10 protein-coding genes and 1 tRNA gene are annotated in these 13,776 nt (G+C 30.3%); 3 read left to right on the forward strand and 8 right to left on the reverse strand.

Annotated features, from left to right (window positions below; translation table 11 throughout):
• Nucleotides 1-133: 133 nt before the first annotated feature.
• The 3 genes from TD18_RS10610 to TD18_RS10620 all read right to left on the reverse strand — a co-directional run bounded on the left by TD18_RS10610 (nucleotide 134) and on the right by TD18_RS10620 (nucleotide 2,474).
• Nucleotides 134-640 carry a hypothetical protein gene (locus tag TD18_RS10610; protein WP_152611362.1) on the reverse strand — a complete coding sequence of 169 codons (507 nt, stop codon included), beginning with the start codon at nucleotides 638-640 and terminating at the stop codon, nucleotides 134-136.
• 715 nt (nucleotides 641-1,355) lie between these two features.
• A complete protein-coding gene (locus tag TD18_RS10615) occupies nucleotides 1,356-1,991 on the reverse strand; it encodes a response regulator transcription factor (protein WP_040252358.1) in 636 nt (211 codons plus the stop codon).
• Between the two features lie 42 nt (nucleotides 1,992-2,033).
• Nucleotides 2,034-2,474 carry a retropepsin-like aspartic protease family protein gene (locus TD18_RS10620; protein WP_040252359.1) on the reverse strand — a complete coding sequence of 147 codons (441 nt, stop codon included), beginning with the start codon at nucleotides 2,472-2,474 and terminating at the stop codon, nucleotides 2,034-2,036.
• Between the two features lie 51 nt (nucleotides 2,475-2,525).
• Here TD18_RS10620 and TD18_RS10625 point away from each other — a divergent pair, with 51 nt between their 5' ends.
• From TD18_RS10625 to TD18_RS10635, 3 genes are all read left to right on the forward strand, one after another.
• Nucleotides 2,526-3,293, forward strand: coding sequence for a TatD family hydrolase (locus tag TD18_RS10625; RefSeq protein ID WP_040252361.1), 768 nt, complete (start codon nucleotides 2,526-2,528; stop codon nucleotides 3,291-3,293).
• A 2-nt stretch (nucleotides 3,294-3,295) separates the two neighbouring features.
• Nucleotides 3,296-4,327, forward strand: a complete 1,032-nt coding sequence (locus TD18_RS10630; protein WP_040252362.1) for an asparaginase — start codon at nucleotides 3,296-3,298, stop codon at nucleotides 4,325-4,327.
• A 65-nt stretch (nucleotides 4,328-4,392) separates the two neighbouring features.
• Nucleotides 4,393-4,480 (forward strand) — tRNA-Ser (locus TD18_RS10635).
• Between the two features lie 98 nt (nucleotides 4,481-4,578).
• Here TD18_RS10635 and TD18_RS10640 read toward each other — a convergent pair.
• From TD18_RS10640 to TD18_RS10660, 5 genes are all read right to left on the reverse strand, one after another.
• A complete protein-coding gene (locus TD18_RS10640; protein ID WP_040252363.1) occupies nucleotides 4,579-5,544 on the reverse strand; it encodes an outer membrane protein assembly factor BamD in 966 nt (321 codons plus the stop codon).
• A gap of 164 nt (nucleotides 5,545-5,708) precedes the next feature.
• Nucleotides 5,709-6,422, reverse strand: coding sequence for a M48 family metallopeptidase (locus TD18_RS10645; RefSeq protein WP_040252365.1), 714 nt, complete (start codon nucleotides 6,420-6,422; stop codon nucleotides 5,709-5,711).
• Nucleotides 6,422-9,511 carry a type I restriction endonuclease subunit R gene (locus tag TD18_RS10650; RefSeq protein WP_040252367.1) on the reverse strand — a complete coding sequence of 1,030 codons (3,090 nt, stop codon included), beginning with the start codon at nucleotides 9,509-9,511 and terminating at the stop codon, nucleotides 6,422-6,424. The genes TD18_RS10645 and TD18_RS10650 overlap by 1 nt, the downstream gene beginning before the upstream one ends.
• A complete protein-coding gene (locus TD18_RS10655) occupies nucleotides 9,504-11,921 on the reverse strand; it encodes a DUF262 domain-containing protein (protein ID WP_040252369.1) in 2,418 nt (805 codons plus the stop codon). The genes TD18_RS10650 and TD18_RS10655 overlap by 8 nt, the downstream gene beginning before the upstream one ends.
• The gene (locus tag TD18_RS10660; RefSeq protein ID WP_040252371.1) at nucleotides 11,911-13,767 is read right to left on the reverse strand and encodes a DUF262 domain-containing protein; all 1,857 of its coding nucleotides are present in this window, start codon (nucleotides 13,765-13,767) and stop codon (nucleotides 11,911-11,913) included. Before TD18_RS10660 ends, TD18_RS10655 begins: the two co-directional genes overlap by 11 nt.
• Nucleotides 13,768-13,776: the final 9 nt, after the last annotated feature.

Genomic DNA, 13,776 nt, shown 5'->3' on the forward strand with positions numbered 1-13,776 from the left:
CGATGAGGAATCTCTTAATTCTAATTAATGAGTTTTCGATAAATAATTACTACTTTAAAATAAAAAGCGTATTCCGAAGATTTGGAATGCGCTTTTTTATGCTAACTTATTGCGTAAAAATAGTTAAAAAATATTATGGCGCATATTGAACGTCAAATCGTCCTTCTGTTATGTTTATTATTTCGCAATCATCTGTAACTGCAGAAAATTCGAAAATTCCAGAAATAATAAAATTGGTTTCGTCTATATTTGTAAAAGTGATTGTTCCTGCATAGGTATCTTCGATATCGTAAGAGCAATTCTGTGATTCATTATTAATTATAATCATTGAATTATTTACTAGACTGTAATCCATATTTTCTTGCAAAGGTCCATTAGCCAGCAATATCAATGAGATATTTAAATCTGGATTAATGAAGCCACTGCTTATTTGAAGTTGTAATTGTTGATAAAAGGAACTTACTTGATTTGAATTAGTTATTGATATAGGTGTACCGTTGAGAAGATAGCCAAACATATTTTCACCAGTCTGTGTTGGTGGCGGCAATTGGTCTATTGGGTCGTTAGAGTTGTTATCGTCATCATTTTTGCAGCTATAAAACAAAATACTGCATAACATACATATCGCTAATGTTCTCATTTTTTGAATTGTTGATTTCAATTTATAAATAAAAAAGCGCATTCCGAAGATTTGGAATGCGCTTTTTCTCCCTAATAAAAATAACTAACTAATAACTAAAAAAAATTAACAAGAATATTTACGGTAATGATTACAACAGCACTAACAATTAAGCCTGTTATAAATATTTTGTTGGTTAGACTTGTTTTGTGTTTCATCGTATCCATTATATTTCGATTTAAATTGATTTTTTTTTAAATAAAGCCCTGGGATAAAGATTATCCCAGAACTTTACACCCTATAACTAATTATCTTGTTAATTAAGAGTAATTAGTTGCTATTCATAATCCCTATATAAATAACATAGTGTAAAACTCGGTAATAAAACCACACAGCGCAATACGTAGAACTACGTACAAGCCCAAATTTTATTTTTAAATACCTGAAAAACAACCTGTTATTAAATGTTAAAATTTTAAAGAGCATAAAAAAAGCTCTGAATTGTAAAAACTCAGAGCTTTAATCCTTTATTTCAAAAGGAAAATTGATTAATAGCAATACAAACTTCGCTATTAATTCAATGCAGCACAATACGTAGAACTACGTATATTTCGATTTTTTACATAAAAAAACCTTGAATCAATGACAATTCAAGGCTTTTATTCAATAATTCCCCCTAAAGAATTAATAGCTCCACAAACTTCGCCATTAATTCTGTATCAAACAATACGTAGAACTACGTATATTTTGATAAATATGCTTCTTGTTCTTTGGCATAAATTGCAATGCTATTTGCATTAGAAGATAATTCCAATTTTGCCCGAATATGACTTTTATGTTTTTCAACCGTTCGGTTAGAGCAACCTATAATCGCACCTATTTCTTTGGCTGTTTTGTTTTTAGCAGTAAGCTGTAACACTCGCAACTCCGTCTCTGTCAACAATTTTAATTCGTCTGGTAGTTGCTTTATTTCCAAGTATTCAATGAGTTCTGGACTGAAATACGATTTTTCTTCTAAAACATTAGCGATACAATGTTCTACTTCTTCAATGGCAAATTCTTTTAATATATAACCGTAAATCCCTAATGACTTGGCTTCATTGTAAATCTCTTCGCTTTTTTCAAAAGTGATAATGATGATTTTAGTAATTAAGCTTGCTTCTTTACATTTTTGAGCCACCTGTAAACCTGTAAGATATGGCATTTGAATATCTAAAATAGCAATCTCTGGCTTATGTGCATTGATGAGAGTAAAGGCTTCTTTTCCGTTTTTTGCACTGGCAATCACATTATATTCTTTTTCAAGAAGGAAATCTTTAAGACCTTTGAGAATTAACGGATGGTCATCTGCAATGATTATAGATGTAGGCATTGGCAATTAGTATGAGGGATTTTTATAAAGATAAATAAAATCTTATAATTTTAGATACAAATATTTTTTTTCATAATCGATTACAGCTTTGCCTTTTTTAAGTACATCAGCTCCAATAATACCGTCAACAGGTTTAGAATCATGGTTGACTAAGGCTGTATTTACATGTGACAAATTAAAAAGGATAAGCGCAACTTTATCTTTTTTCCACTTGCCAATCTTTAATTTGTTACGCTTGGAAATTTGAGTCAGCATATCTGTAGCTCCTGCTCCAGCCGCTTTAATATCACTTTCTTTTGCCTTGAGCTTAAAGGTATCTATGGCTTCAAAACCAACACATGAACTTGAGGCTCCAGTGTCTAAAATGAACAAACCTTTTTGTCCGTTAATTTTTGCAATTATTTCAAAATGGTTGGTCTTTGTTAAGTGCAATTTTATTTTAGTATATCCTTTATTTAAAAGGAATTCCTGCAAGCTTTCCATATCAATTACTTTTTTACAAATATAGTCTTATAAAACATTTATTTTTGCATCATGATAATTACAGATACACATACGCACTTATACAGTGATGCTTTTAAAGATGATAGAAATGAGATGATTCAACGTGCTTTAGATGCCAACGTATCCCGTTTTTTTATTCCTGCAATAGATTCAACGCATACCGAAGCCATGTTTCAACTAGAGGCAGATTATCCAAACCTCATGTTTTTAATGATGGGTTTACATCCAACCTCTGTAAAAGCCAATTATCAAGACGAATTAAAACACGTTGAAGAGATGCTTGCCAAACGTAAATTTTATGCTGTTGGCGAAATCGGTATTGATTTGTATTGGGAAACCTCAACTTTAGAAATTCAGAAGAAAGCATTCAAACATCAGATACAATTGGCAAAACGTTATAAATTACCTATTGTGATTCATTGCAGAGAGGCTTTTAATGATATTTTTGAGGTATTAGAAACAGAAAAAGACGATGAGCTCTTCGGAATTTTTCACTGCTTTACTGGCACTTTAGAACAAGCGCATCAAGCCATGTCGTATAATATGAAATTAGGCATTGGTGGTGTGGCAACTTTCAAAAACGGAAAAATAGATCAGTTTTTAAATCAGATTGATCTGAAGCATATTGTTTTAGAAACCGATTCGCCTTATCTCGCGCCAAAACCATACAGAGGAAAACGCAATGAAAGTTCATATATCACAAAGGTTTTAGAAAAATTGTCTGAAATCTATGGCGTTTCCGAAGAAAAAATTGCCGAAATTACAACTCAGAACTCAAAAGAACTATTTAGCATTTAATCATGTCGCAGTCACAACCTAATATTTTATTAATATATACTGGAGGAACCATTGGTATGATTAAAGATCCTGATACTGGAGCTTTAAAAGCGTTTGATTTTGAAAACTTACTCGATCGTATTCCAGAATTAAAATTATTAGATTGTGATATCAATACCATTTCTTTTGACGATCCTATTGATTCTAGCAATATGCATCCAGATTACTGGGTTCAGATTGCCGAAATCATTGAAAAAGCGTACCACAACTTTGATGGTTTTGTCGTTTTACACGGAAGTGACACGATGAGCTATTCGGCTTCTGCTTTAAGTTTTATGTTTGAAAATTTAGCGAAACCTATCATTTTTACAGGATCGCAATTGCCTATTGGTGATTTGAGAACAGATGCTAAAGAAAATTTAATCACTTCCATTCAAATGGCATCGCTTCAGAAAAACGGAAGGCCTGTAATTCGCGAAGTCGGACTCTATTTTGAATACAAACTGTACAGAGGTAACCGTACCACCAAGATTAATGCTGAACATTTTGAAGCTTTCGAATCATTAAATTATCCGCATTTAGCAGAATCTGGTGTACATCTGAACGTTTCAGAGGATGTTTTATTCAAACCAAATACTAGAAAAAAATTAGTCGTACATAAAATCTTTAACACCAATATTGCGCTCATAAAGTTATTTCCTGGTATTTCTGAACCCATTTTAGCAAGCATACTAAACACCTCTGACCTTAAAGGTGTGATTTTAGAAACTTATGGCGCTGGAAATACCACAACAAGATCATGGTTTATAGATCTTCTGAAACAAACCATCAAAAAAGGAATTCCAATAATAAATGTGACACAATGTTCTGGAGGCAGTGTGATGATGGGACAATACGAAACCAGTTCTCAGCTCAAACAAATAGGCTTAGTCTCTGGAAAAGACATCACTACAGAAGCTGCTCTAACCAAATTGATGTTTATGTTGGGAGAAGATATTTCAATAAAAACATTTAAAACCATTTTTGAAACATCTCTACGTGGCGAAATGAGTTAAAAAAAGTAAACTCAAATTTTAAGCATTCAGAAATTTTACTGTTCTTTGCGCTCACATAATTAAAGAGAGAGGTGGCCGAGTGGTCGAAGGCGCACGCCTGGAAAGTGTGTAAACGCCAAAAGCGTTTCGAGGGTTCGAATCCCTTCCTCTCTGCTGATATAAAACCCTATAAATTGATTTTCAATTATTTAGGGTTTTATATTTTAAGGTTTAGTCCACATTTAGCCCACATTAAGTTGGTTTGTTTAAAATTACCCACCCCAGAAGGTAAAAGGATCTGACCATTCATCACCTCCTCCTCCTTCAAAATAAATGTCTTCATAGGAATCTTGTTCAGAATAAAAATCATAATTATCATCGTCATATTCTTGTGCCAAAACTTTAATTTTCATCAAATTTAGTTCAAGAGCAAAATAATAATTCTTATTGCATATTATTTTACTATCCAAGAAAATGCGAGGATCCACTGAAAAATGGGTAAGATTTATAATATAATAAATTAAGTCATCAGGATTTGATTGTAAAATATCTATTATTGTTTTTCCTCTATGATTTCCGAAATTCAAAATTTGATTTAATCTATACACTAATAATTTATCCGCATAAAATTCTTCTTTAGTAATAATACCTTTTTTAATTTTTTCTTTTAAATCTTCATCTTTCAAACCATAACTTTTATGTCCAAAAGAACTTCTAAGCTGAACTAGTTTATTGTAAAACACATTGTCATGTTCTGAAGAGAAATCAGAAGAATTTACTTTAAGTTCACTAATTATAAAATTTAATAATTGTGTATCCGATTCATATTTATAAGGGTAGAAAGATTCAAAAAATAATTCAATTGAATATAAATCTTTTAAATACTCTTGATCAAAATCATAATTAGGTAATGGAAATAACAAGCTAATTGCAATCCATTTATTATCATTTACTTCCATATTTCGAGACATTATACGGACAGGAATGTTACTGGCTAATGGTACTTCTTTTTCTAAAAGATTAAGAATATCCCTATTATAGTATTCTAATGCCTTATTATAATCTTTAAGATTAAAGTAACAATCCGCAATGTTTATAGAAATTTCTTTTGATGGACTAAGTTTGTTTAATTTAAAAAGACATTTAAGACATTTATCATACTTTTTGTTTTCATAGAATTGCCTCCATGCTTTTGTGAGAGTTGGTACATGATTTGAATTTAAAGAATATTCACTCATAATTTTTACTTTTCTATGACAACACAGCTTTCTCGCTAATTAAATCTATAATCATTACAATCTTAATTACATCTACGTCATTATTAAACACACCTGTTATCCCTTGATTATTTAAATCTGTGAATGGTGTTTCAAACAGGATCTTTCTATCAAGTTTTTGATAGTTAATATTTCCATTCTAAATGCTTAAAAGGCAATCTATTTAACTCATCTCTGTAAAACCTCCATTTAGGCATAAACTCATTCATATACCCAACAAATATTTCATTATGACTTCTTTCTAATAAATGTACTAACTCATGAATAACGATAAACTCAATACATTCTAACGGTTTTTTTGCTAACTCTAAATTGAGCCATATTCGTTTTGCTTTTGTATTGCAAGTACCCCATTTAGTTTTCATCTTTTTAACGCCGAACTCATTCGATTTAACACCAATTACTTTTTCCCATTTCGATATTAGTTTTGGTGCAATTTTTTTTAATTCATTGCGATACCACTCTTCTATAAGTTCAGCTCGTTTTGTTTCTGAAGTATTTGGTCTGATATATAATACAATGGCATTATGTTTTAAAACAACCTGTGGAGGTTGATTACGTTCTATTACTTCTAATAAATATCGTTTACCCAAAAAGTAGTGACTTTCTTTTGTTAAGTATTCACGTGGCGTTTCTCTTGCTTGATTTTCAAAAATGTTTTGTTGCTTTTTAATCCACTTTAATTTATTTAATGCAAAGACACGAATTGTATCTAAATCCATTCGCTTTGGAGCAGAAATACGAACAGCACCATGTGGAGGGTAAACACTTAAATGGATATTTTCTATATCCTTTTGTTCTACTTCAATTTTAATATTTCCTAATTCAATTTGATCCATTAATACTCTCTTTGCTCTCTTATAATATTAAAAATTACTTCAACTTTATTTTCCATCCCATAAGGCTCAGGTGGCTCGTTTGCTATATCTATTCCTGTTTCAACTGAATAAGTTGCTAATTGTTTATATATCTCAGCTTTTATTTCTCTCTCTTTGGGTAAATTACCTCGCCAACCATCTCTTTTTACATTTTTCACAGCACGATCAATTTGCATTGCTAAAACTTCATTTTTATCTAAATTATTATACAAAGCTCGTTGTGCAATGGTTACTAATGCTTCTGGTGTTTCTTCGCTTTTGCCTTCATTCACTTTTTTAGCTAATGCTGCAATCTTTTCTAAATATTCTGCGTAACTAACGGCATTTGCTTTTCGTTCTTTTATTATTTCAGCCAAAAGTTTAGACATTTCACCAAAAAACGCTGGATCTATTAAATGCTCTTTAATGATCTTTTTTCTAACATTATTTTCGATTGTTTCTGCTATTGCTCCCTGACTAGATTTGATACCTTCAGGCATAGAATTTATAGCATCTGCAATACCTGATTTAACAATTATATCTAATAAAGGCATATCTGCAAAGGGAGAAATTACTTCAGGCTCATCTGCTTGTATATAAGTATCAATCAAATGACGCATATCTGCTTCGTAGGTTTTTAAATCTAATGTTTCGCCACTTGCTTGTCTTATTTCTTCACGTAATTTTAAATAATAGTTTAACTCTTTCTTTATGCTAATAACTTCAAGTTCTGTATAACCAGCTTCTTCCATTTCATCAGCAATATTTGCATAGGCACGAATTAAGGATACTGTTTTTTTATATAAGGCAGTACGCTGTGTTTCTCTTGCTTTTAACTCTAATTCAATCTCAGTATTTCCACAGAAATAGTGAATATAAGCTAAGGTGTCTTTTGGAGGAGCAACAGGTTCACATAAAATATGTATTTCTTCTAAAGCATTATCCAATCTTTCTTTACCAATTTTCACACGGTCTTGAAGCATAATATCTATGTCTTTAGCTTCAAATTCATCATAATCCAAATCGGTAGTATATACTGCAACAGCATTTTCAACCTTTTTAAATAAATCCTTGTAATCTACTATGTAACCAAATTGCTTATCATCGGTATCTAATCTATTTACTCTACATATTGCTTGGAATAAGCCATGATCTTGCATACTCTTATCAATGTATAAATATGTGCAACTTGGAGCATCAAAACCTGTCAATAATTTAGATACTACAACTAAGAGTTTCATATTAGCAGGCTCATCACTAAACTTTGCTTTTGCCCAATCTTCGTATTGTTCGGTGGTTTTTGAACCTAAAAGGTCATTGTATAAATTATACATAAACTCTTTTTCAGTTTCTGTACTTGCTCCAGTATCTTCGGTTGTAATATCACTTGTATGCGGACTATATGATGTAACAATAGCACATTTGTTTTTTAGAGGTGTTTTCAGAAACAGTTCATAATATCTGCACGCTTCATAAATGGAGCTTGCAACCAAAATTGCATTTCCCCTTTCAGAAGATAAACGAGGTTTTAAGTTGAAATCAAAAACAATATCTGCTACCACCTTCTCCATTCGAGATCGACTGCTTAACACTTTTTGCATGGTTCCCCATTTCTTCTTAATCTCAGATTTTTGAAAATCGTTTAAACCTCTTGTTTTAGCTTCAAACCATTCGTCTATTCTTTTTTGAGAAGTTAAACGTTGATCTATATCCCTTGCTTCATAAACTAAATCTAATATGACACCATCTTCAACTCCCTCATTAAATTTATAGGTATGTATGTACTTACCAAATATTTCTAAACTTGTTTGCTTATCTTTCTTTAATAAAGGTGTGCCTGTAAATCCAACAAAAACTGCATTGGGTAACATCGCTTTCATGGTGCGATGTAAGCGACCACTTTGTGTACGATGACACTCATCCACAAATACAAATAGCTCACCTACTGTTTGTGATGGTTGACTTTCTAATTCTTTAATGAATTGATTAAAGTTACCTGTATCTTTTTTTCCAAACTTATGAACTAAAGAACATAATAATCTTGGCGTTGGATTACCTAATTTTTGCATTAAATCCTTACCACTTTTAGTGCGATAAATTTTTTCGTCTGCATCTTTAAACACGCGTTCTATTTGCTTATCTAACTCATCTCGGTCAGTTAAAACAACTACTCTTGCATTTGGATTATTTTCTAAAATCCATTTTGCCAAATATACCATCACGATACTTTTGCCACTTCCCTGAGTGTGCCAAATTATACCACCTTCGTAACGATCTATATATTTTTGAGCTTCTTTAATACCGAAATATTGATGAACTCTTGGAAGTTTTTTAACGCCACCATCAAAGACAATAAAATTGTAGATGATTTCTAAAAAGCGTTTTTTATCGCACATTTTTAATAGGTACTTGTCTGATATAAGACGACTATTATCTTGAATATCTTCTTTCCATTTTAGATACCATTTTTGTGGCGTTCCTATTGTTCCATAAACCAATCCTTCTGTATCATTAGCAGAAAATATATACTGTATAGTTGAAAAGAAATTTTTGATAAAACCCTCTTGTTGGTTTACATTGCTTTGTCTTGTAGCTTCACCAATAGGAATTGTACTTCTTTTTAGTTCTAAAACACCTAATGCAATCCCATTAACATAAATAACTATATCTGGTCTCTTGGTTTTATTGCCTTTTATGGTAACTTCTTCTGCAATTGCAAAATCATTCTTATCCCAATGTTTCCAATCTATAAAATGTACTTTCTCGGTATTTTTACCAACTTCTGTTTTTATATCTGCACCATAGCGCAATAACTCATACACATTTTTATTAGTAGTATATAGGCTATCACTAAAATTATTGGCAGTTGTTTTTAGCTCATAAATGGCTTTAGTAATTTGAGCATTATTATATCCTTTTTTAATTAAATAGGCTTTTAGATACTCTTCTTCGATATTACTATTCTCTCTATTTTCTTCCCAATTACCTAAATAGGCATAACCTAATGCTGACTGAAATAATTTTACTACTCTATTTTGAGTGATACGTTCTACACTACCTACTTTACTCATTCTGATAATTTTTTAATGCATTAGATAAGTCTTCAATAAATTCCTCTACTGCACTTATGTTTTTAATTGGAATTATTCTCTCTTTTGAGTTGCTAATATATTCGTCAAGAAACTCATTATCCAACTTGCTTTTTAGCTCTATTTTATATGTTCCTGTTTTATCTTCACCATTTGGATAATAGTAAACTTCAATAAAGTCTCTACCATTATTATTAATAGCAAAAAAAGGAATATTAGTATTAGTTCTAAAATTATTTACATCGATATATTTAAAGCTAAAACCTTTAAAATCATTGTTCTGTTTTTCAAAATGTAAATACAATATATAAGAATATAAATCTGCGTGTTTACCGTTATAGGTTTTTTGCTTTATTAAACGAATATCCAAATCGTGATAAAAATCTATAAAAGTTTCATTACAGTATGACATTACTTTAGGATATTTTATAAAGTACTTTTTCCAATCATATACAATAGAACTATCAATAACATTCTCATTATTTTGAACTACTTGTTTAAATGTTTTAAACGAATAATCATCATCATTAGCATTGAATACTTTTCTCCAATTATCATTTCTTGCTCTTAAACTTCCTGCATCATTTTTATTAAACCTAAATTTATTACTAGAGATATGGACAAAATAATCACCTTTCATTAACAACTTACGTTGCAATTCCCAATGTTGTTTTTCAATACTTTCATCAAAATAATAAGAAACTCTATCTGCATAAAGATTAAACATTTCCAAACTATCTTTGTTTTCGGTTGGCATTAAATTAAATAAGAAGCCTATTTGACCATAGAAGTAATTGTTATTTTCTTGCTTTATTATAGCATCTTTAAAGCCTTCAATTTTGAAATATTGTAGTTTGACAATTTCTTCTTCTACTTGATTTTTAGCATAGAATGTAATGTTCACATTATCTGATAGCAGGTAATCTGTTATACTAAATTTATTTTTAGATAATTCTTTTAGCGATTTTATTGCATCTATAAAATTATCTGGATTCTGTATGTAGGTATTGTAAATTAAGTTGCGTGTAATACGCATCCATTCTTTAAACTTGTATTCTATATCAACCTCTTCAATTGTAGGTATGTCGTTTAAAAACAAGATAAAAGCATAATAATAAACTCTTTCATAATAGTCTGTGCTTTTGCTGGCACTTGATAAGAATTTACAAACTATATCGTCATTTTTTGTAAACGGTGATTGATAAATATCTGTGAGCCAATTTTGATATACTTCTAAATCATTCTCATTTAAACTATTTAATGTTTTGAATAAGAAGTTTAAAGCTTCTATTGAAAAGAATTGAGTCTCTTTAAAATCTCGTAAAGCAATGTAGCTATTACTTTTTGTAACTATGCTATCAATAAATTTTCTTTTATTCTCATTCTCTTTTGTTAGGTAATCTAATAAACAAATACTTTTAAAATAGTTGAAAATTGTATTGTCAACTTCATATTCTTTTTTAGGTTTATACGACCAAAAGAGGTCATACCAATCAGTATCTACTTTATATGCCCAGTTTACCTCATTAATTTCTTCCTTAGTTTCTTGTTGTAACCACGCTTTAAAATGTTCAAAATCTGAAAGAGATTTACCTCTGGCATTCATTTTTACATACAATTCATCCGTTTGTTTTAATTCATCTAAATCCAAAAAGTCAAATTGTATTGTTTTCTGATTTATTAACCTACTCCATAATTCAGCAATGTCTATTTCTTCATCTTTATTTACTTGTTTATTAATTTCATCTAACATTACAAGCATACCTTTTACGCTTGGGTCACTTAACCAACTGCGCAGAAACCAAGTATTGTTAATTATGCGATTTGATAAAGCGTCTGTATTAAAATCATCTAGATTTAGTTTATTATCACTATTTGTAATTGCTAAACAAAAATCTGTTGTAGATTTTCTTGTTTTGTAGCCAAACCCTTTTAAGACATTAAGTTGTTCAGTAACTTCATCTTTACCCAAGCGTTGTATGATATACCAATGCAGTAAATAAAGTGTTGTTAGTCTTTGTTGACCATCTAATGGGATTAATTTAGTATGTGGAATAACTGTACTAATCTCTTTGTTTTGAAGGTTGTATTCAATACCTAAATCCAAACTGTTAGCATAACTTTTTACTGCCGTTAGCATAACATTTACAGCTTCTTTGTTACGTTGTAAAATAAGTTCTTGTTCTTTTCCTTCTATCTTACCATATATAAAACCTAAAGAAAGCGGTTCATCCTCATTTAATGATTTTAAAAGGGATTGCACAAAGTTAACACGGATTTGATTGACTCTTTTTTCGGTTCTTCCTTGGGCATAATCTCTCTGTATTACAGGTATTTCAATTTGATGATTCTTTAATAAATCCCAAAACGTATGTATGTGTTTACTCTCCATCTTTACCTAATTTTAAATTAAAAAAAGAAGCAAATGTTTGCGCTATGGCACCTACATACTGTTTTCTGTCCTCATAACCCCAATAACTCATTTGAAAAGTCAATGTATCTTGTGAATAATACTTTAGGAAGATGTTTTTTGTTGCTAAAGGAATAAAGGCTTTTACTCTCTTATCATTTTTATCTAAATAGCTACCTGCATCTATTTTTAGTAATTTATCTCGCTTACTCACAAAATTATCATTGTTAAAATGGCTATTAGTAACACCGTCTAACAAGCACAAGTTTTCTAAACTATGTTTGTTAAAAACATCATTTGTTAGGGTCTCTAAACTACTCATAACATCCTTTAGCTCCTTTGTAATAGATGCGTGAGTATCTAATGTTTTGATGCAATCATCAATTTCAGAAAAATCAATTGTTATTTCTTGATGCTCGTTTGCTTTTTTGAAGTTTTCATTTAATGACTTTAAGTCTTTAACCCAATCTACTACTTGTATAACGGTTTCAAATTTTTCAGAATTTTGTGCGTGAATATGCTCTAAACTCCAAAATGTAGTTTTAAATAAATGAAAAGGAAAGCGATATGAAAAATCACTATTTTCATAAGAAATCAAATTAAATAAGAGTAAAATAGAATGTGTTTGTCTGGGTGTTTCGTAACTTAAATTCTCTAATCGATATTTTTCTGCATCAATATATTTTTCTCTGATGAGTTTAGTAAGGTCTTCTCTAAATACTGATTTAGAAGTTATCTCTTTATATTGCCCTATGATAGATTTAATATCACTCAATTTTTCATAAATGATAAAACCTATTAGGTGATACAAACTACGGTTGTTATACCACTCTAAAAGAATATCATAAGTGTTTTTTACTTCAAACCATTGTAATGGATCTTCTGTAAGGGATGGTGCTTTGTTTTCTTCAATAAAATCATCTAAATACTTTCTATAAGCAAAAAGTTTGTCGTTTGATTTATTTGCTTTTTCTTTTACAATATTAAAAAGTAAATCTATACGATTTGCTTGGTCTTTATCACTATTATCGTTGCTTACAAAATACCAAAAACTATCGTCTTGCAGTTTGTTTTCAATAGCATTCCATTCTTGCGCAAACTGATTTATTTTTAATATTTGAAGCTCGTGATTTGTTTCGTTTTTTAGTTGTAATACAAAAAGAGCTTTAATTAACTCTGCTTGTGCTAAATCAATTTTCCCTTGATTGAAGTTAATAAAAACCTCTTCCGAAGGTGTATTGCTTACTACATTATACCAAATGACTTTGGTATTATATAACAACTTATCTTTAAAACTATTTAAGTCTATTTGGTTTCTGTCATTTACCCAATGCCTTATTACGTAGTAAGCCATAAAGAAATGATAATTATCTACATTATCATTTGTTTTGTGAAGCTCTATATAGTTTTCCCAAAGTGCATTAACCGATTTTTGATTTAGTTCTGTTACCTGCTCTGTTACTGAATGTAAATTATGTATGTCTTTTAAAAAAGTTTCGCTTGCTGTTCTTGTTTTGTAACTTATTGTAAAGCGCGAAACATCTGTTTTAAGAATATTTTCTTGCTGTAAAATACTTAAAATAATGAATAGAGTTGTACTACGCTGTTGCCCATCTAATAACTCAAAACAATTTTCTGACAATTCTTTTATCACAATAGGTTGTAGGCAATAAAACCCATTTTTAGAAGCATCAAATTCCTCAATATCGTTCAGTAACTCTTCTACCTGACGAATATCCCATTTGTAACCTCTTTGGTATTTTTCTACTACAAAATGATAGTTTTCTAATTGGTGTATAGATTTTAATTCAAATTTATTGTCGTTCAAATTAATAGC

The organism is Psychroserpens mesophilus (assembly GCF_000826645.1).
Classification (GTDB): domain Bacteria; phylum Bacteroidota; class Bacteroidia; order Flavobacteriales; family Flavobacteriaceae; genus Psychroserpens; species Psychroserpens mesophilus.